Genomic DNA, 20288 nt, shown 5'->3' with positions numbered 1-20288 from the left:
AGCTCGCCGCGGCCTACCCCGACCGGATCAACCCCTACCTGTGACCACCCCGCTTACACAGACAAGTTGACACGCCCGGAGGGCACGCACCCGGTGTTCACGCAGGTACCGCCGACGGTGCCACGCTCGATCATCACCACCCGTCTGCCGAGGTTGGTGGCGCGGATCGCGGCCGCGAACGCCGCCCCACCGAACCCGATCATTGCCAGGTCATACGACCTGCTGTTAGCCGTTGCCGTCATGAACTCCTCCTTCATCGCCCTCAGGATCGACCTTCCAGTGCACTGGAAGGTCAAGGGGGAGAATGAGTGGCATGCGGATCGGTGAGGTGGCTCGGGCGTCGGGCACGACGAGCAAGACCCTGCGGTACTACGAGGAGGTCGGGCTGCTACCCGCCGCGGACCGCACCCCGGCGGGCTACCGGGACTACGGCGCCGAGGTGCTCGACCGGCTGGACTTCATCCGCCGGGGGCAAGCGGCCGGGCTGACCCTGGCCCAGATCGGTCAGGTGCTGGACATCCGCGACCGGGGGCAGGCCCCCTGCCGGCACGTCACCGACCTGCTCGACACCCGCCTTGATGTGATCGACCGGCAACTCGCCGAGCTCGCGCAGCTACGCACCACGATCGCCGACCTGCGCGAGGACGCCGCCGCCGGCGACCCGGCCACGTGCTCCCCCGAGGATGTCTGCCGCTACCTGTGACACCGAAGTTCACGGGCCCGTGGCAGCGCATGGCGGCCCACTCTGTTGCGTTGGGGTGTTAGACCTTTCGCAACGGTTCTGTTGCGCGGGGTGCACCCTATCGCGACGCCTATTCCTCCGGCCTGCCGTCGGCCGCTGTCCCGGTGAAGGATCGGCTTGCGGAACGTGAGCCTCACTCGCAGCGCCCTCTTGCCCGCGTGCTTGGAGGCCGCCACTGAGCTCCGACAGAACCCCGCCATATAGCGGCGCAAGCCACACATGACACCGGGCGGCACACCGAGCAGCCGCCACAAACGACCGATTTAGCCGTTACACGCCCGTGAGTCGGAGCATGACTGAGCCCATTGAGGCCGGAATGGGGGGCGAGGCCACTGTGCCGATTCTGATTCTTTGTCCACACCACCGCGGGGGCCGTTTCAGCGGCCCCCGCGGTGGTGTTGCCGAGGTGTGGACTCAAGCCGCGCGGGGCAACACTCCGCGCAAGACGTCGGTGAGGGTGACGACCCCAGTGAACCGGTTGTCCTGGGTTACTGCGGCCAGCTGGCGGCTGTTGCGGCGCATGGAGGCAAGTGCTTCGTGCAACGGTGTGGTGGAGGGCAGCGTCAGAGCCTGCTGGATAAGCGGCTGGATTGGCGCAGAAGGCTCCATCGTGAGGGTGTCCCGCACGTGGACGACGCCCGGAACGCTCTCAGGGGTATGGTCCGGCTGGACCAGGATACGCAAGTGCCCTGAGCACGCAGCGGCATTCTGGACCGCCTCGACGTCGGCGTCGGGGGCGACCTTGACCGGGTGCTGACCCTGGGGGAGGAGGTCCCCGAGAGTGAGGGTCTGAAGGTCCAGGGCACCGGCCAAGGCTTCATGGTTCTGCCGGTCCAGGGTGCCGGCGGCGGCGGAGTGCTCAACCAGCTGACGAATGGCCGCTGCGTCGTAGCCGCCCACGGCGGCTTGGTCCACGGGGGTGACGCCGCTGAGGGTCACCAGGCGGTTGGCCAGCCGGTTGGCCAGCAGCAGCAGGGGGCGAACGGTCCAGACGAAGGCGCGTGCGGGCACGGCCACGGCTTTGGCTGCGGTCTCGGGGTGGGCAATGGCCCAGGACTTGGGGGCCATCTCCCCGATGACCAGGTGAAGGAAGGTCACGGCCAGCAAGGACAGGACGAAGGAGGCGGTTCCGGCTGCCGCTGCGGGGATGCCCCAGTCCTCCAGGACGGGGCCGAGCCATGCGTCGACGGCCGGCTTGGTGATCGCCCCCAGGGCGAAGGTGCACAAGGTGATGCCCAACTGGGCTGCGGCGAGCATGAGGGTCAGCTCGTCGACTCCCTTGAGAGCGGCCCGCGCGGCGCGGCTGCGTCCTGCCTCGGCCTCTAGCCGGTGCCGGCGGGCGCCCAGCAGGGAGAACTCCATGATGACGAAGATCGCGCTGAGCACGATCAGCGCTGTGGTCACGAGCATGACGATCAGTGGACCGTGCATCATCGCTCCTCGTCCGTGGTGGCGTCGGGCTGGGCCTCGTGGGCGGCATGGCTGCCGGCGGTGTCAGAGCGGGGCACCTCGATGAGGTGGATCCGCAGTCGAGCTGGGACCCTGCGTTGGATGGAGAGGACCTCGACCTGCAGGTGGCGGTCGTAGACCTCCTCAGCCCCGAAGTCTCGTGGGTCCTCGGGCAGGTCGATCGTGATGACCTCGCCTTCCCGGGGCAGACGGCCCAGAGCGTCGATGGTCAGACCGGCGGCGGACTCGGCCTCGGTCACGGGCAGGGGGTGCCCGACGAGGCGCTCGAGCTCGTCCAGGTGGGCCTCTGCGCTCAGGACCCAGGAGTGCAGGCCTGTGGCGGTGATCTCCTCCTGGGGGTGCAGGTCGTGCTCGTCCGTGAGCTCGCCCACGAGCTCCTCCGCGAGGTCTTCCACTGTGAGCACGCCGACGAAGCCGCCGAACTCGTCCACGATGCACGCCATCTGCTGCCCTGAGCCGTCGAGCTCCCGGGCTGCGTCGGGCAGGGACATCATCGTGGGCAGCACCAGTGCAGGGCGCATCAGGGCGGACACGGGGGTGTCCGGGGCCATCCGGGTCTCACCGAGCAGGTCGGTGAGGTGGACTACCCCGAGCGGTTCGTGTTCGTTCGAGATCACCGGGTAGCGGGTGTGGCCGGTGGCCATCAGGTCGCGCACCTGAGCCAGGGAGGTCTGGGGCTGAACCTCGTCCACACGCGAGCGGGGCACCATCGCGTGCTGCACGTCCTGGTCTGGGAAGTCCAGCACCCGGTCGATCAGGACGGAGACCTCCGCGGGCAAGGATCCGGAAGCTCTGGAGTCCAGGGCAATGCGGTCCAGGTCCTCGGCGGAGGCGGTGCTGTCGACGTCGTGCACTGGCTCGATGCGCAGGAGCTTGAGCAGCACCTCGGCCGCCTTGTCGAAGACCCAGATGAGCCAGCCGAACAGGCCGAGGTAGATCTGTGTGGGCCGGGCCAGAGCGCGGGCCAGGGGCTCGGGGTTGGCGATGGCCAAATTCTTGGGGTACAGCTCGCCGATGATCATCTGCACCAGGGTGGCCACCACCAGTACGCCCAGCGTGGAGATGGCGATGACCACTTCAGAAGGCAGTGCGGTGCCGCCGAGCAACTCGGTCAGGGCCGCACCCACCATCGGCTCTGCCACGTAGCCCACCATGAGGCCTGTGACCGTGATCCCCAGCTGCGCGCCGGAGAGCATGAAGGAGGTGCGGCGAGTGACCTGCAGTGCGCGGGCGGCGGCGCGGTCGCCGGCCTTGGCGGCGGTCTGCAGGCGGACGCGGTCTACAGACATGTACGCGAATTCCTGGGCCACGAAGAAGCCGTTGGCGGCGATGATCGCCAGGATGATGAGGGATCCGAGGATCAGTGTCAGGACTGGATCCATGCCTGAGTCACCTCCCCACGAGGTGCAGGCGACCCCGCCAGCTGCGGGGTGGGGTGGGGGTGACGCTCGGACTGTCACCAGGGCAGGCGGCTGGGCCGTCGCTCATGTATTCAGGGGCTCCATAAGGGGTCGAATGAATAATGGCGGCACATTACCACCGGTAACCGGTCGCAGGGCAAGGTGGGGTGTGGCCTCGCCGCCGACATCGGGCATCTGCCCGCCAGGATGTCCAGCCGGGTATACCCCTTTACACGCCCCGTCCGCCCACGAGAGCATCACGTCAGAAACGGTCCCAAACCGAGCTGTTGGACAGAAGTGTCGGAGGGTTTGAGACGTGGTGGGACAGACCGTCGGGTGCGTGTGAGGCCACCCCCGTGGGAGTCGGCCGACGCCCCGCACCCACGAACGTCGGCTCACGTCAGGGCGAGCATGGCGACGCGCCGAGGGGACGGGCGCCGAAGCCTTCTCCCGATAGAACGAGCACGTGGCGAGCCGGTGGTTGAGGGGGCCCGGCACCAGGTCTGCGACGAAGGCCCATGAGGATCTCCAGCCCCGGAAGCCAGGCTCCAGCGCTGGGCAGCTCGGCACTGCTGGGCAGCCGAGCCATCTCCACGAGCTGCGCATCACCGGGATCCCGCTCCCATTCCATGCCTTCCACCGCATTGCCCGTGGCCACCCGCCAGCGGGAGAGGATCTTCTGCGCTCGCTGCAACCGGGCGCTCACTCGGTGTGCGGGACGGGATGGGTCGCCTTCATCGTGGTGGGTCATGCTCCAGTTCGCGGGTCCGAGCGCGGGGCTCTGCTCCTCGTCCGGGAAGGGGAGGAGGGCCACGACGGCTACCCCCAGATCCTCTCGCCGCATCATTCCTGTTCCCCGTCGGCGACGTGGGCGCGGCCGCGCCGCCCGCCGGTGACCTCCAGGGCCTGGACCCGAGGCCCGGACGCGTGGACAGTCGACGAGATGGATGTGTGCGTCGCGGAAGAGATCTGGTGCGGTGGGCCCGGGCGGGGTTCGGGGCAGTGATCGACCTGGTGGTGTCTCAGGTGTGCAAGGAGCGGTGTCGTCGCTGGGGTCAGAAACGAGCGTGTCGTGCCCACCTGTCGGAGGTCGCCCGGGCCATGCGTGCGGACCGGACGGGCACGTTCAGCCCGTCATCCCCACGTCCACGGCCGCCTCGCGCGCGTGCCCCGATGGGAGTGAAGGAACGTGCAGACATGGGAGGGGGAGGACGCTGAGCGGCCGGCACGTCCCACGTGGGCCCGTAGGTGCAGCGCGTGGCGAAGACCCCGCCGTCCCGTACGTCACAATGACCGACTCCGGTCTGGGCTGGAGGGGCAGGGTCGCTAGGGTGGTCACGTGAAGACCTTCGACGAGCTGTACGCGGAACTGACGCGCAAGGTGCAAGAGCGCCCCGAGGGCTCCGGCACCGTGGCCCAGATCGACGCCGGCGTCCATGCGATCGGCAAGAAGGTCGTCGAGGAGGCGGCCGAGGTCTGGATGGCCGCCGAGTACGAGTCGGATGAGGCCGCCGCCGAGGAGATCTCTCAGCTGCTGTACCACGTGCAGACCATGATGATCGCCCGCGGCATCAGCCTCGAGGACGTCTACCGCCACCTCTGAGGCCGCCGGCCCCGTTCCCCGCCCACCGCACCCCGAGGAGACCGACGCGTGCTGCGCATCGCCGTTCCGAACAAGGGCGCCCTCGCCGAGGCCGCCCGTGAGATCCTGCAGGAAGCCGGCTACCGCCAGCGCCGGGACTCCCGCGAGCTCGTCCTCGTGGACCCCGAGAACCAGGTGGAGTTCTTCTACCTGCGTCCCCGAGACATCGCGGTGTACGTGGGCAAGGGCACCCTCGACGTCGGCCTCACCGGGCGGGACCTGTTCCGCGACGCCCAGGTCGAGGGCACAGCGGAGGAGATCATGGCGCTCGGCTTCGGCCGGTCCGTGTTCCGACTGGCCGCGCCCGTGGGCACGTTCTCCTCCGAGTCCGAGCTGGCCGGCAGGCGCATCGCCACCAGCTACGACGGGCTGCTGCACGCCTACCTGGAGCGCACCGGCCTCGACGCGGAGGTGGTCCACCTCGACGGCGCCGTGGAGTCCTCCGTCAAGCTCGGCGTGGCGGACGCGATCGCCGACGTCGTGGAGACCGGCAGCACTCTGCGCGCCGCCGGCATGGAGGTCTTCGGCGAGCCCATCCTCGACTCGGAGGCCGTGCTGATCGGCCGCGCGGGGGAGCGCCCCGAGGGCCTCGACGTGTTGCTGCGCCGCCTCAAGGGCGTGCTCGTGGCCCGCCGCTGGGTCATGATCGACTACGACATCCGCCGTGACCTGCTGGAGGCGGCCACCGCGGTCACCCCGGGGCTGGAGTCACCGACGGTCTCCCCGCTGCGGGACGAGACGATGGTCGCCGTGCGCTCCATGGTCCGCAAGCCGGACGCCAACCGCGTCATGGACGAGCTGTACGCCCTGGGCGCCCGCGGCATCCTGATCTCCGCGATCCACGCCATCCGCCTCTGACGGCCCGCGCCGTCCCGCCTGAGCCCCCCCGAGACGAAGGAGCCGACGTGAGCCTCGCCGTGCGTGTCATCCCCTGCCTGGACGTGGACGCCGGGCGCGTGGTCAAGGGCGTGAACTTCGAGAACCTGCGTGACGCGGGCGACCCGGTCGAGCTCGCTCGCCGCTACAACGCCGCCGGCGCCGACGAGCTCACGTTCCTCGACGTCACCGCCTCCACCTCGGACCGCGCCACGACCTATGACGTCGTGACCCGCACGGCCGAGGAGGTCTTCATCCCGCTGACCGTGGGCGGCGGTGTGCGCACCGTCGAGGACGTGGACCGGCTGCTGCGCACGGGGGCGGACAAGGTCTCCGTCAACACGGCGGCCGTGGCCCGGCCCGAGGTGATCACGGAGATCACCCGCCGCTTCGGGTCCCAGGTCCTCGTGCTCTCCCTCGACGCCCGGCGCACGGAGGACCCGGGCTGCGCCTCCGGCTACGAGGTCACCACCCATGGCGGCCGCCGGGGCACGGGCATCGACGCCGTCGCCTGGTGCCGTGAGGCCTCCGAGCGCGGGGTGGGGGAGATCCTGCTCAACTCGATCGACGCGGACGGCACCCGCGAGGGCTTCGACCTGGAGATGATCCGGGACGTGCGCGCCGTGACGCGCGTGCCGCTGATCGCCTCCGGCGGCGCCGGCGAGCCCGAGCACTTCCCGCCTGCCGTCGAGGCCGGCGCGGACGCGGTGCTCGCCGCCTCCCTGTTCCACTTCGGCCCGGACGACATGCTCGCCCGCGTCAAGGACGCCCTGCGGCAGGCGGGGCACACCGTCCGCTGACCCCGGCGGCCACGCCCCGCTCCGGCTCCCTAGACTGGACCTCCATGAGCCTCTCCCCGCCCGACGACCTCGTGGCCTCCGTGACCTTCGACGACCGGGGCCTGGTGCCCGCCATCGCCCAGCAGGAGGGCACCGGCGAGGTGCTCATGATGGCGTGGATGAACGAGGAGTCCCTGCGCGCGACGCTCGAGACCGGCTGGGCCACCTACTGGTCCCGCTCGCGCGGCGAGCTGTGGCGCAAGGGGGAGACCTCGGGCCACCTGCAGCGGGTGCGCGCGGTCCACGCGGACTGCGACGGCGACACCCTGCTGCTCACCGTGGACCAGACCGGCCCCGCCTGCCACACGGGCACCCGCACCTGCTTCACCGGCCGCGAGCTCGTCATGCCGCCGGCCGCCGTCGACCCCGAGGAGGCCGCCCGATGACCGCCGCCACCACTCCCTCCCGTGCGGAGTTCCTGCGTCTGGCGGACACCGCCCGCGTGATCCCCGTGGTCCGCACGGTGCTGGCGGACGGCCTCACGCCGCTGGCGATCCACCGGCGCCTGGCCGGCTCCCGCCCCGGCACCTTCCTGATGGAGTCCGCCACCCCGGGCGCGGCGTGGTCCCGGTACAGCTTCATCGGGGCCGGCTCCGCCGTCACCCTGACCTCGCGGGACGGCGAGGCGCACTGGCAGGGCACCCCGCCCGAGGGGCTGCCCACGCAGGGCCGCGCCCTGGACGTGCTCGCGGCGTGCCTGCGTCTGCTCCGCACGGACGTGCGCGCCGAGGTCGGAGGCGTTCTGCCGCACCTCGTCTCCGGCATGGCCGGATTCCTGGGCTGGAACACGGTCCGCGCGTGGGAGCGCCTGCCGCACCCGCCCGAGGACCACCTCGGCCTGCCCGACCTCGCGATGAACCTCGTCACCGACCTGGCCGTGCACGATGCCCTGGACGGCACCGTGACGCTGATCGCCAACGCGGTGAACGGCAACGGCCTGGCCACCGGCGCGGACCGCGCCTACGACGACGCGCTCGCCCGCCTGGACGCCATGGTCGAGCGCCTGGCCGCCCCGGCAGCGGACCCGGTCAGCGACGTCCCGCGCCGCTGGCTCGAGGCGGACGCGGACGAGGTCGCCGCCCAGGCCGAGGACCGATGGGGTGCCGAAGGCTTCCGCGAGGCCGTCGCGAAGGCCCAGCGGGCGATCCGCGACGGCGAGGTGTTCCAGGCCGTCGTCTCCCGCCGCCTCTCGGTCACCACGGACGCGACCGGTCTGGACGTGTATCGCGTCCTGCGCATGGTGAACCCGAGCCCCTACATGTACCTCTTCTCCTTCGAGACCCCGGACGGGGAGCCGTACGAGATCGTGGGCTCCTCGCCCGAGGCGCTCGTGACCGTGCGGGACCGCCGCGTGGTCACCCATCCGATCGCCGGCTCACGGCGGCGCGGGGCCACCGAGGAGGACGACCGCCTCCTCGGCAAGGACCTGCTGGAGGACGAGAAGGAGCGGGCCGAGCACCTCATGCTCGTGGACCTCTCCCGCAACGACCTCTCGCGCGTGTGCCGCCCCGGCACCGTCGAGGTCACCCAGTTCATGGAGCTCGAGGCGTTCAGCCACATCCTCCACCTGGTCTCGCATGTGGAGGGCCGCATGCGCGACGACGTCGACGCGCTCGACGTCCTCCGCGCCGCCTTCCCCGCCGGCACGCTGTCCGGCGCCCCGAAGCCCCGCGCCCTGCAGCTGCTGGACGAGTGGGAGCCGACCGAGCGCGGGCCCTACGGCGGCGTCGTCGGCTACTTCGACCTGGCGGGCAACATGGACATGGCGATCAACATCCGCTCGGCCACGCTGCACCGCGGCCAGGCGCACGTGCAGGCCGGCGCCGGCATCGTCGCCGACTCCGATCCCGACGCCGAGACCGCCGAGACCGTCACCAAGGCGACGGCGCCGCTGCGGTCCGTGCTGACCGCGGGCGAGCTGGGGCAGGCGTGATGCGCCGCCGCACCGTGGTCCTCACCGCGCTGGCCGCCGGCGGGCTCGTGCTGCTCACGGCGGGCCGCACCTGGGTGACCGCCACGGGCCTGTCCGGCGGGATCGCCTCCGAGGCGACGACGTCGGGCGGCGCCGCCGCGCCCGTCGCCACCGCCATGGCCCTGGTCGTGATGGCCGGTGCCCTCGCCCTGACCACCGCCCGGCGCCCCGGCGCCGTGATCGTCGGCGTGCTCATGGCGCGGGCCGGGGTCGTGACCGCCCCGCCCTCGGCCACCGCCGCCCTGGACCCGGCGACGACGGCGGCCGCCGCGGTCGCCGACGCGACCGGGACCACTGCGCTCGCGCAGGACTACGCCGTGACGGCGTGGCCGTGGGTCGCGGCGGCTGGCGGCGTCCTCGCGGCGCTGTGCGGCGTCGTGGCGGCACTGGCGGGCCGTGGCTGGCGTTCGTCCCGGCGCTACGAGAAGGCGCCTGCGGCCTCCGAGCCCGGCCCGGCCGCCGCCGGGGAGCAGCCCGCGCAGTCCGCCCGCGAGGCGGCCCAGCGCCGGCGCGTGGACCAGATGGACGCGTGGGACGAGCTGTCCCGCGGCAACGACCCCACGTGAGTGCCCGTCTCTCGGACCGCCCCGCACCGCCCGGGTCGTCCCGGGTCACGCGGGCCCGGCCCCGTGCCCGCATGGCACAATGAGGGACAGTCGTCATGTACACCACGCACCAGTGAGGGACAGCCATGAGCCACACCGCGAACACCGCGCACACCGAGCCCACCACCCGTCGCGCCGCCCGCCGCGGCGCCGTCGAGGACGTCGTCGTCACCGAGGACGGCCTGGTGCTCAACGACCCGACCCACCTCGAGCTGCCCGGCCACGGCAACTCGCCCGGCGCGTGGGCCATGGTGGCGCTCGTGCTCGTCGGCTTCGTGGCCGGCTGCGTCGGCCTGCTCGCCGACTGGAGCGTCGTCGTCTGGATCGGCGTGGCCCTGATGGCCGTGGGCGTCGTCGTGGGCATCGTCGCCGGCAAGGCCGGCGCGGGTCGCGGCCAGCACGGTCACTGATCCGCGTGTCCGTCCTCCAGGAGATCATCGACGGCGTCCGCGAGGACCTCGAGCCTCGTCGCCGTGCCGTGCCCGAGGCGCGCCTGGCCGAGCTGGTGGCCGCCACCCCTGCGCCGCGCGACGCCCACGCGGCCCTGCACGGCGGACGCACCGACCCCGCGGGGATCCGGGTGATCTCCGAGGTGAAGCGGGCGAGCCCCTCCAAGGGCGCGCTCGCCGAGATCCCCGAGCCGGCCACCCTGGCCCGCGCGTACGAGCGCGGCGGCGCCAGCGCCGTCTCCGTGCTCACCGAGGCCCGCCGCTTCGGCGGCAGCCTGGCCGACCTGGACGCCGTGCGCGCCGCCGTCGATCTGCCGGTCCTGCGCAAGGACTTCACCGTCACCGAGTACCAGATCCACGAGGCCCGCGCCCACGGGGCCGACCTCGTCCTGCTGATCGTGGCCGCCCTCGACGACGCCGAGCTGGCCGGCTTCCTGCAGCTCACCGAGTCCCTGGGCATGCACGCCCTCGTGGAGGCCCACACGCCCGAGGAGATCGAGCGCGGCGTCGCCGCCGGCGCCCGCATCCTCGGCGTCAACGTGCGCAACCTCAAGACCCTGGACGTCGACCCGGCCCGCTACGCCGCGCTGGCCGACGGGCTGCCCGAGGACGTCGTCCGGGTCGCCGAGTCGGGCGTCGAGTCCGAGGAGCAGATCAAGGCCTACGCCGCCGCGGGCGCCGACGTCGTGCTGGTGGGCGAGGCCCTCGTGCGCCACGGCGCCCCCGAGGAGGCGCTGCGCGCGTTCCGCGCCGCGTCCCTCACCGTCCGCTGACCGAACCAGACCCGAGGAGCGTGGTCGCCATGAGCACCGACCGTCCGAGCACCGAGCCCGCGATCGAGTTCGAGGGGCCGTATCAGGGTCAGGCCGGGCCCTACTTCGGCGACTACGGCGGGCAGTGGATGCCCGAGTCCCTCATGGCCGCGCTGCAGGAGCTCACCCGCACCTACGACGAGGCGCGGCAGGACCCCGCCTTCGAGGCCGAGCTGCGGACCCTGTTCCGGGACTATGTGAACCGGCCCTCCCTGCTGAGCGAGGTGCCGCGGTTCGCCGCGGACACCCCCGGCGTGCGCATCTTCCTCAAGCGCGAGGACCTCAACCACACCGGCTCGCACAAGATCAACAACGTGATCGGCCAGGCGCTGCTCGCCCGTCGCATGGGCAAGACGCGTCTGATCGCGGAGACCGGCGCCGGCCAGCACGGCGTGGCCACGGCGACGGCGGCCGCGCTGTTCGGCATGGAGTGCACCGTGTACATGGGGGAGGAGGACACCCGCCGCCAGGCCCTGAACGTGGCGCGCATGCAGATGCTCGGCGCCGAGGTGGTGCCCGTGGCGATCGGCGCCCGCACCCTGAAGGACGCGATCAACGAGGCCCTGCGGGACTGGGTCGCCTCCGTGGACACCACGCATTACCTGATGGGCACGGTCACGGGCCCGCACCCGTTCCCCGCCATGGTGCGCTACTTCCACTCCGTGATCGGCGAGGAGGCCCGCGAGCAGATCCTGGCGCAGGCCGGCCGCCTGCCGGACGCCGTCGCGGCGTGCGTGGGCGGCGGGTCCAACGCGATGGGCCTGTTCCACGGCTTCCTCGACGACCCTGAGGTGGAGCTCTACGGCTTCGAGGCCGGGGGCGAGGGCCTCGAGACCGGTCGCCACGCCGCGTCCATCACGCTCGGACGCACCGGCGTGCTGCACGGCGCCCGCACGTACCTGATGCAGGACGAGGACGGGCAGACGATCGACTCCCACTCGATCTCCGCCGGCCTGGACTACCCGGCCGTCGGCCCGGAGCACGCCTTCCTGCACGACACGGGCCGCGCCGTCTACGAGCCGGTCTCGGACACCGAGTGCATGGACGCCTTCCTCCGGCTCACGCGCACCGAGGGCATCACGCCCGCCATCGAGTCGGCCCACGCCCTGGCCGGTGCGCTGCGCCTGGCCCGCCGCTGGGCGGACGAGGGCCTCGTGGGGCCGGACGCCCCGCAGGGGGAGGAGCGGATCATCATCGTGAACCTCTCCGGCCGCGGGGACAAGGACGTCGCCACGGCCGCGGCCTGGTTCGGCCTCGGCACGGCCGCGGAGGAGAAGGACCCGCTCGAGGAGATGACCCCCGGAGAGGAGCAGTGACCGGCATGACCGTGCACTCCAAGACCGCCGCGGCCCTGGACGCCGCGAAGGCGGCCGGCCGCACCGGCCTCGTCGCCTTCCTGCCGGCCGGCTACCCGTCCGTGGACGAGTGCGTCGAGGCCGTCGTCGCCGCCGCGGAGAACGGCGCCGACGTCATCGAGCTGGGCCTGCCCTACACGGACCCCGTGATGGACGGCCCCGTCATCCAGGCCGCGACCCAGGCGGCGCTGCAGGCAGGTTTCCGCGTGGCCGACGTCTTCGACATCATCCGACGCGTGACCCAGCGCACCCACGCCGCGGTGCTGGTGATGACGTACTGGAACCTCGTGGACCGCATGGGCGTCGACGAGTTCGCGCGCCGCCTCGCCGAGGCCGGTGGCGCCGGTCTCGTCACCCCTGACCTCGTGCCCGAGGAGGCCGGCGCCTGGATGGAGGCCTCGGACCGTCACGGCCTGGACCGCGTGTTCCTCACCGCGCCCTCGTCCACCGACGAGCGGGTGCGCCTCACCGTCGACTCCTCCCGCGGCTTCGTGTACGCCGTGTCGGTCATGGGCGTCACCGGCGCCCGCGACGCGGTGTCCACCGTGGCCGAGACCGTGGTCCGCCGGGCCCAGGATGCCGGGGCGGAGCACGTGTGCGTTGGCCTCGGCGTCTCCCGGGCCGCGCACGTCCGCGAGATCGGCGCCTACGCCGACGGCGCGATCGTCGGCACGGCCCTGGTGCGCGCGCTGACCGACGGCGGGCCGCAGGCCGTGGGCACGCTGACCCGCGAGCTCGCCGCCGGCACGGTCCGAGAGGGCTGAGGGTGACCGCCGCCCTGGCCCCGCTCGCCGCCTTCCCCGCCCCCGGGTGGGACGGGTTCCAGCTGGGCCCGGTGAAGATCCACGCGTACGCGCTGTGCATCATCCTGGGCATCGTCCTGGCGCTGTGGCTCGCCGAGCGTCGGTGGCGCGCCCGCGGCGGCCCCGAGGACCGTGTGCTCGACATCGCCCTGTGGGCCATCCCGTTCGGCTTCGTGGGCGGTCGGCTCTACCACGTGTTCTCCTCACCGGACCGGTACTTCGGGCCCGGCTTCGACGGCACGGGCGACCCGATCCAGATCCTGTACGTGTGGAACGGTGGACTGGGCATCTGGGGCGCGATCGCCCTCGGCGCCGTGGGCGCGTGGATCGCGTGCCGCCGCTACGGGCTGCGGCTGACGGCCTTCGGCGACGTCGTCGCGCCGGGCATCCTGCTGGCCCAGGCCATCGGCCGGTGGGGCAACTGGTTCAACCAGGAGCTCTTCGGCGGCCCGACGACCCTGCCCTGGGGGCTCGAGGTCGACCCGGCCAGCCCGAACTTCCCGGCCGGCTACGCCCCGGACACGCTGTTCCACCCCACGTTCCTCTACGAGTGCCTGTGGAACCTGGCCGGGGTCGCGCTGCTGCTCCTCGTGGACCGCGCGCTGCACCTGCGCCACGGCCTCATGCTGTGGTCCTACGTCGCCTGGTACACCGCGGGCCGCACGTGGATCGAGATGCTGCGCATCGACGACGCCGAGATGGTCACGCTCTTCGGCGTCACCCAGCGGCTCAACGTGTGGACGTCCCTGCTGGTGTTCGTCATCGCCCTCGCGTTCATCGTCGGGATCCTGCTGCGCCATCGCGGCGCGGCCGCCGGCCCCCACGCCCACCAGAGCGTGTGGCGCGCCGGGCACGCCCCCGAGGGCGACGACGGCGCCGCCGTCGCCGCGGGCCGCTCCGGGTCCCACGCCGTGGGCGCGGCGGAGGACGACGCCGTCCGGCGCTGACCCGCTCCCCGGCGCGCCCGCGAGGGGCGCCCGGGGCCCCGGTGTCCCACATGGTGGACATTCGGCGTGTCACAGAACGTCCGGTTCCGCACAGTGGGACGTCGCGCCCGGTAGCGTCTCTTCCACCTCGGGGCCGTCGGCCCCGAGCGTCGGGGCCAGCGCCGTCCCCGTCCGAGCCCCTGCTCTCCGGAAAGGACGGCACCATGCCCGTGGCATCCTCGCCCGCCTCGGCCCCCCGCGCGGGGGGACCGGTGGATCCCTTCGTCCGCTATGCGGACGTCCCCGCCGCCCAGGGCCTCTACGACCCGTCCCGGGAGACCGAGAACTGCGGCCTCGCCGTCATCGCCACCCTGCGGGGCACCCCGGGCCACGACATCGTCCAGCACGCGCTGACCGCCCTGCGCGCGCTCGAGCACCGCGGGGCGGTGGGCGCCGACGAGGGCACCGGCGACGGCGCCGGCCTGCTGACCCAGATCCCCGACGAGCTGTTCCGTGCCGTCGTCGACGCCGAGCTGCCCCCCGTGGGCGAGTACGTCGCCGGCACCGCCTTCCTGCCGCCCGTCGACGGCGAGCGCACCGAGGCGAAGGAGGCCGTCGAGCGGCTGGCCGAGGAGGAGGGGCTGCAGGTCCTGGCGTGGCGCGAGGTGCCCACCGACCCCTCGGCCCTGGGCGTCGGCTCCCGGGCGGCCATGCCCGCGTTCGAGCAGCTGTTCCTGTCCCTGGCGGACGGTCAGGACGGCACCGAGCCGGGGCAGTCGCTGGACGTGCGGGCGTGGCGGGTGCGCCGCCGCGCCCAGTCCCGCGCCGGCGTCTACTTCCCCTCGCTCTCGTCCCAGACGATCGTCTACAAGGGCATGCTGACGACGGCCCAGCTGGAGCCGTTCTACCCGGACCTCTCCGACGAGCGGTTCACCACCCGGCTGGGCGTGGTCCACTCGCGGTTCTCCACCAACACGTTCCCCTCGTGGCCGCTGGCCCAGCCGTTCCGCACCATCGCGCACAACGGCGAGATCAACACGGTCAAGGGCAACCGCAACTGGATGCGCGCCCGTCAGGGCCAGCTCAAGCACCCGATGCTCGGCGAGGTCCCCGAGGACCTGTTCCCGCTGATCAGCCCCATCGGCTCGGACTCGGCCTCCTTCGACGAGGTCACGGAGCTGCTCATGCTCTCCGGGCGCCCGCTCACCCAGGCGATCATGATGATGATCCCGGAGGCGTGGGAGAACCACGCGACCATGGACCCGGCCCGCCGCGCCTTCTACCAGTACCACTCCATGCTCATGGAGCCCTGGGACGGACCGGCCGCCGTCGCCTTCTCCGACGGCACCCAGGTGGGCGCCGTGCTGGACCGCAACGGCCTGCGCCCCGCCCGCTGGTGGGTCACCGACGACGGCCTCGTCGTCCTGGCCTCCGAGGTCGGCGTCGTGCCGATCGAGCCCTCGTCGGTGGTGCGCAAGGGGCGCGTGGCCCCGGGGCGCATGTTCCTCGTGGACACCGAGCAGGGCCGGATCATCGGCGACGACGAGATCAAGGCCGAGGTCGCCTCCGCCCAGCCGTGGGAGGACTGGGTGCGCCAGAACCTCCTGGACCTGGAGTCGCTCCCCGAGCGCGAGCACGTCCGCCACACCTCCGAGTCGATCCTGCAGCGTCAGCGCATCTTCGGGTACACCTCGGAGGAGCTGCGCATCCTCGTCGGGCCGATGGCCCAGACGGGCGCCGAGCCGCTCGGTGCGATGGGCACGGACACGCCCATCGCCGTCCTCGCCAAGCGGCCCCGGCTGCTCTTCGACTACTTCGTGCAGTCCTTCGCCCAGGTGACGAACCCGCCGCTCGACGCGATCCGCGAGGAGCAGGTGACCTCGATGCGCACCGCGATCGGCCCGCAGGGCAACGTGCTCTCCCTCGAGCAGGTGCGCACCCGCCAGGTCGACGTCCCGTTCCCCGTGATCGACAACGACCAGCTGGCCCGCATCCAGCACCTGCGCGACGCCGACGGCACCCGCCTGACCCTCAAGGTGAACGGCGTGTACCGGGTGGCCGGAGGCGTCGAGGAGCTCCGCGCCCAGCTGAAGGCGATCTGCGAGCAGGTCTCGGCCGCCGTCAACCGCGGCGTGGAGTACGTGGTGCTGTCCGACCGCGGCGCCACCGCCCAGTGGGCGCCGATCCCGTCCCTGCTGCTGACCTCCGCCGTGCACCACCACCTGCTGGCCTCGGCCAACCGCACCAAGAGCTCGCTGATCGTCGAGGCGGGCGACGTGCGCGAGGTCCACCATGTGGCCGTCCTGCTCGGCTACGGGGCCTCCGCGGTCAACCCGTACCTGGCCATGGAGTCCGCCGAGGAGCTCGTGCGCACGGGGGAGGCCTCGGGCGTCACCGCCGAGCAGGCCGTGGCGAACCTGATCAAGGCGCTCGGCAAGGGCGTCCAGAAGATCATGTCCAAAATGGGCATCTCCACGGTCGCCTCCTACACCGGCGCCCAGACGTTCGAGGCGCTCGGCCTGTCCCGGCGCTTCGTGGACCGCTACTTCGTGGGCACCACGAGCCCGCTCGACGGCGTGGGCATCGACGTCGTCGCCGCCGAGATCCAGGCGCGCCACGAGTTCGCGTATCCGCCGGACGGCAACGACATCAACCCGTACCGCGAGCTCGAGGTGGGCGGCGAGTACCAGTGGCGGCGCGAGGGCGCGCCGCACCTGTTCAACCCCGAGACCGTGTTCCGCCTCCAGCACTCCACGCGGGAGCGGCGCTACGACGTCTTCAAGGACTACACGCGTCGCGTGGACGACCAGGCGGAGGAGCTCATGACCCTGCGCGGGCTCATGCGCCTGCGCACGGGCGAGCGGCCGCCGGTGCCCGTCTTCGAGGTGGAGCCCGTCGAGTCGATCGTGCGCCGCTTCTCCACCGGCGCGATGTCCTACGGCTCCATCTCGCAGGAGGCGCACGAGACCCTCGCGATCGCCATGAACCGCCTCGGCGCCCGCTCGAACTCGGGCGAGGGCGGCGAGGACCCCGAGCGCCTGCTGGACCCGGAGCGCCGCTCGAAGATCAAGCAGATCGCCTCGGGCCGGTTCGGCGTCACCAGCCTGTACCTGGCCACCGCGACCGACCTGCAGATCAAGATGGCCCAGGGCGCCAAACCCGGCGAGGGCGGCCAGCTGATGGGGACCAAGGTGTACCCGTGGGTCGCCCGCACGCGGCACTCGACCCCGGGCGTCTCCCTGGTGTCGCCGCCGCCGCACCACGACATCTACTCGATCGAGGACCTGGCGCAGCTGATCCACGACCTCAAGCGGGCCAACCCGACCGCGCGGGTCCACGTCAAGCTCGTCTCCGAGTCCGGCGTGGGCACGGTGGCCGCGGGCGTCGCCAAGGCGCGCGCCGACGTCGTGCTCATCTCCGGCCACGACGGCGGAACGGGCGCCTCCCCGCTGAACTCCCTCAAGCACGCGGGCACCCCGTGGGAGATCGGCCTGGCCGAGGCGCAGCAGACGCTCATGCTCAACGGCCTGCGCGAGCGCGTCACCGTCCAGGTGGACGGGCAGCTCAAGACCGGCCGGGACGTCGTGATCGCCGCACTGCTCGGGGCCGAGGAGTTCGGCTTCGCGACCGCCCCGCTCGTGGTCTCCGGCTGCATCATGATGCGCGTGTGCCACCTGGACACGTGCCCCGTGGGCGTGGCCACCCAGAACCCCGAGCTGCGCGCGCGCTTCACGGGCAAGCCCGAGTTCGTCGTCAACTTCTTCGAGTTCATCGCGCAGGAGGTCCGCGAGCTGCTCTCGCAGCTGGGTTTCCGCACGCTCGACGAGGCGATCGGCCACCGCGAGCTGCTCGACGTGGACGCGGCCCTGCACCACTGGAAGTCCGAGGGCCTGGACCTCTCGGGCATCCTCGCGGACCCCTCCGTCGGCCGGCGTCCGGGCCACGAGGACGCGCCCATGCGCCGCACCACCGAGCAGGACCACGACCTCGCCTCCCACATCGACCACCGGTTCATCGCCCGGCTGGGGGACACGCTCACGACGGGCACGCCCGTCGTGATGGACGAGGCCGTCGTGAACACGGACCGGTCCGTGGGCACGCTGCTGGGCTACCACGTCACGAGCACGCGGCTCGCCGACGAGCTGGACGACGATACGATCACCGTGCGCCTGACGGGCGAGGCCGGCCAGTCCCTCGGCGCCTTCCTGCCCGCCGGCGTCACCCTGCGGCTCTCGGGCGACGCCAACGACTACGTCGGCAAGGGCCTGTCGGGGGGACGCGTGATCGTCCGCCCCGACGCCGAGGCCCCGTTCGTGGCCGAGGAGAACACCGTGGCCGGCAACGTGATCGGCTACGGCGCCACCTCGGGCCAGCTGTTCCTGCGCGGCCGCGTGGGGGAGCGGTTCCTCGTGCGCAACTCCGGCGCCACCGCGGTGGCCGAGGGCATCGGCGACCACGGCCTGGAGTACATGACCGGCGGTGAGGCGCTGATCCTCGGCGAGACCGGCCGCAACCTCGCCGCCGGCATGTCCGGCGGGCGGGCCTGGGTGCTGGACCTGGACCGGGAGGACCTGAACCCACTCGCCGTCCGCGAGGACGCCCTGATCCTCGAGGCGCCGTCCGCGCAGGACCGGCTGCGGATCGCCGAGCTGCTGGAGCTGCACCGCGCGGAGACGGGCTCCGCCGTCGCCGCCGCGCTGCTCGCCGACCTGCGGGCCGGCGGGGACGCCGCCGACGCCGCGTGGGACCGCTTCACGACCGTCCTGCCCCGGCAGTACGACCTCGTGCTGCGCACCCGTCAGGCCGCGACGGCCGAGGGACTCGACCCGGACGGGGAGGCCGTCTGGGACCGACTGCTGGAGGTGACCCGTGGCTGATCCGCGCGGATTCCTGAAGAACCGGGAGCGCGTCGAGCGCCCCACGCGTCCGGTGCCGGTGCGCATCATGGACTTCAAGGACGTGTACGTCCGCCAGGACGAGGCGATCGTGCGCACCCAGGCCGGCCGGTGCATGGACTGCGGCATCCCGTTCTGCCACTCCGGGTGCCCGCTGGGCAACCTCATCCCGGAGTGGAACGACCTGGTCCGGCGGGGACGCTGGGACGAGGCCGCCGCGCGACTGCACTCGACCAACAACTTCCCCGAGGTCACCGGGCGGATCTGCCCCGCCCCGTGCGAGGACTCCTGCACCCTGGGCATCAACCAGCCCGCGGTCACCATCAAGCAGACCGAGGTGGCGATCGCGGAGCAGATCTTCGACAACGACTGGCTCGAGCCGGTCGTGCCGGCCCGCCTGAACGGCCACACCGTGGCCGTCGTCGGCTCGGGCCCGGCGGGACTGGCCGCGGCGCAGCAGCTCACCCGCGCCGGCTTCACCGTGGTGGTCTACGAGCGCGACGAGCGCCTCGGCGGCCTGCTGCGGCTGGGCATCCCGGACTTCAAGCTGGAGAAGGACGTCCTGGACCGGCGCCTCGCGCAGATGGAGGCCGAGGGCACCCGGTTCCGCACCGGCGTGGAGATCGGCGTCGACCTGCCCTGGGACCAGCTCAAGGCCCGCTTCGACGCCGTGATCGTGGCGACCGGCGCCCCCGTGGCCCGCGAGCTGCCCGTCCCCGGCCGCGGCCTCGACGGGATCCACCTCGCCATGGACTACCTCGTGCAGTCCAACCGCGCGGTCGCCGGCGACGAGGTCCCGGACCAGATCTCCGCCGAGGGGCGCCACGTGGTGATCCTCGGCGGCGGCGACACTGGCGCGGACTGCATCGGCACCGCGCACCGCCAGGGGGCGGCGTCCGTGACGACGCTGGCGATCGGCCAGCAGCTGCCGGTCGAGCGCCCCGTCCACCAGCCGTGGCCCACGATCCCCAAGGTCCACCAGCAGACCACGGCCGACGCCGAGGGCGGCGCCCGCGCGCACCTTGCCTCCACGGTCGAGTTCCTCGGCGACGAGCACGGCCGCGTGCGCGCCCTGCGCGTGGCGGAGACCGAGTACCGCGAGGACGGCACGCGCGGGCCCAAGGCGGGCACCGAGCGCGAGGTCCAGGCGGACCTGGTGCTGCTGGCGCTGGGCTTCACCGGCATCGAGGAGGGGCTGCTCACGCAGCAGCTCGGCGTGCACGTGACACGCGGGCTCGTGGCCCGGAAGGACGGGTACGAGACCGACGAGCCGGGCGTGTTCGCGTGCGGCGACGCCGGGCGCGGCGCCTCCCTGGTGGTCTGGGCCATCGCCGAGGGGCGTGCGTGCGCGCAGGAGGTCGACGAGTCGCTCGAGCGCTGGTCCCGACTGCCGCACCCCGTGGACCCGGACGACCGCGGCCTCGTCCTCGGCTGAGTCCTCCGTCTCATCTTCCGACGCCACGCGGGCCCGCCCTCCACCGAGGGCGGGCCCGCCCCCTATC

16 protein-coding genes and 1 pseudogene are annotated in these 20288 nt (G+C 72.4%); 14 read left to right on the top strand and 3 right to left on the bottom strand.

Annotated elements, in window-relative coordinates; genetic code table 11:
• Positions 1-77: 77 nt before the first annotated feature.
• Positions 78-257: pseudogene (locus KVS67_RS01555) on the bottom strand (FAD-dependent oxidoreductase); the annotation flags it as partial.
• 56 nt (positions 258-313) lie between these two features.
• Between KVS67_RS01555 and KVS67_RS01550 the strand changes: the two are divergent.
• Positions 314-703, top strand: coding sequence for a heavy metal-responsive transcriptional regulator (locus tag KVS67_RS01550; RefSeq protein ID WP_036382791.1), 390 nt, complete (start codon positions 314-316; stop codon positions 701-703).
• A gap of 453 nt (positions 704-1156) precedes the next feature.
• Here KVS67_RS01550 and KVS67_RS01545 read toward each other — a convergent pair whose 3' ends face one another.
• Positions 1157-2173 carry a CNNM domain-containing protein gene (locus KVS67_RS01545; RefSeq protein WP_036337237.1) on the bottom strand — a complete coding sequence of 339 codons (1017 nt, stop codon included), beginning with the start codon at positions 2171-2173 and terminating at the stop codon, positions 1157-1159.
• Positions 2173-3594, bottom strand: coding sequence for a hemolysin family protein (locus tag KVS67_RS01540; protein WP_036337238.1), 1422 nt, complete (start codon positions 3592-3594; stop codon positions 2173-2175). Before KVS67_RS01540 ends, KVS67_RS01545 begins: the two co-directional genes overlap by 1 nt.
• 1357 nt (positions 3595-4951) lie before the next feature.
• Between KVS67_RS01540 and KVS67_RS01535 the strand changes: the two genes are divergently transcribed.
• From KVS67_RS01535 to KVS67_RS01475, 13 genes are all read left to right on the top strand, one after another.
• The gene (locus tag KVS67_RS01535) at positions 4952-5215 is read left to right on the top strand and encodes a phosphoribosyl-ATP diphosphatase (RefSeq protein ID WP_010078767.1); all 264 of its coding nucleotides are present in this window, start codon (positions 4952-4954) and stop codon (positions 5213-5215) included.
• A gap of 48 nt (positions 5216-5263) precedes the next feature.
• Positions 5264-6112 (top strand): ATP phosphoribosyltransferase, encoded by an 849-nt coding sequence (hisG, locus tag KVS67_RS01530; RefSeq protein WP_134416986.1) that lies wholly within the window; start codon positions 5264-5266, stop codon positions 6110-6112.
• Positions 6113-6159: 47 nt separating this feature from the next.
• Positions 6160-6930 (top strand): imidazole glycerol phosphate synthase subunit HisF, encoded by a 771-nt coding sequence (gene hisF, locus KVS67_RS01525; protein WP_217564722.1) that lies wholly within the window; start codon positions 6160-6162, stop codon positions 6928-6930.
• 44 nt (positions 6931-6974) lie between these two features.
• Positions 6975-7355, top strand: a complete 381-nt coding sequence (gene hisI, locus KVS67_RS01520; protein WP_041102690.1) for a phosphoribosyl-AMP cyclohydrolase — start codon at positions 6975-6977, stop codon at positions 7353-7355.
• Positions 7352-8902 carry an anthranilate synthase component I gene (locus tag KVS67_RS01515; RefSeq protein ID WP_217564721.1) on the top strand — a complete coding sequence of 517 codons (1551 nt, stop codon included), beginning with the start codon at positions 7352-7354 and terminating at the stop codon, positions 8900-8902. Before hisI ends, KVS67_RS01515 begins: the two co-directional genes overlap by 4 nt.
• The gene (locus tag KVS67_RS01510) at positions 8902-9507 is read left to right on the top strand and encodes a Trp biosynthesis-associated membrane protein (protein WP_217564720.1); all 606 of its coding nucleotides are present in this window, start codon (positions 8902-8904) and stop codon (positions 9505-9507) included. Before KVS67_RS01515 ends, KVS67_RS01510 begins: the two co-directional genes overlap by 1 nt.
• 125 nt (positions 9508-9632) lie before the next feature.
• Positions 9633-9956 (top strand): HGxxPAAW family protein, encoded by a 324-nt coding sequence (locus KVS67_RS01505; RefSeq protein WP_036338645.1) that lies wholly within the window; start codon positions 9633-9635, stop codon positions 9954-9956.
• Between the two features lie 5 nt (positions 9957-9961).
• The gene (gene trpC, locus KVS67_RS01500; protein WP_060973958.1) at positions 9962-10768 is read left to right on the top strand and encodes an indole-3-glycerol phosphate synthase TrpC; all 807 of its coding nucleotides are present in this window, start codon (positions 9962-9964) and stop codon (positions 10766-10768) included.
• 29 nt (positions 10769-10797) lie between these two features.
• Complete coding sequence (gene trpB / locus KVS67_RS01495; protein ID WP_217564719.1) at positions 10798-12123, top strand: tryptophan synthase subunit beta; 1326 nt, start codon at positions 10798-10800, stop codon at positions 12121-12123.
• A complete protein-coding gene (trpA, locus tag KVS67_RS01490; protein WP_217564718.1) occupies positions 12120-12926 on the top strand; it encodes a tryptophan synthase subunit alpha in 807 nt (268 codons plus the stop codon). Before trpB ends, trpA begins: the two co-directional genes overlap by 4 nt.
• Before the next feature lie 2 nt (positions 12927-12928).
• Complete coding sequence (lgt, locus tag KVS67_RS01485) at positions 12929-13912, top strand: prolipoprotein diacylglyceryl transferase (RefSeq protein WP_010078757.1); 984 nt, start codon at positions 12929-12931, stop codon at positions 13910-13912.
• Between the two features lie 203 nt (positions 13913-14115).
• A complete protein-coding gene (gltB, locus tag KVS67_RS01480; RefSeq protein ID WP_217564717.1) occupies positions 14116-18768 on the top strand; it encodes a glutamate synthase large subunit in 4653 nt (1550 codons plus the stop codon).
• Positions 18761-20221 carry a glutamate synthase subunit beta gene (locus tag KVS67_RS01475; protein WP_010078754.1) on the top strand — a complete coding sequence of 487 codons (1461 nt, stop codon included), beginning with the start codon at positions 18761-18763 and terminating at the stop codon, positions 20219-20221. Before gltB ends, KVS67_RS01475 begins: the two co-directional genes overlap by 8 nt.
• The last annotated feature ends 67 nt before the right edge of the window (positions 20222-20288 follow it).

Source organism: Micrococcus sp. GbtcB5, from assembly GCF_019091605.1.
Lineage (GTDB): Bacteria > Actinomycetota > Actinomycetes > Actinomycetales > Micrococcaceae > Micrococcus > Micrococcus luteus.
Note: the sequence above shows the minus strand (reverse complement) of the source record. Positions and strands in the feature narration are given on the sequence as shown.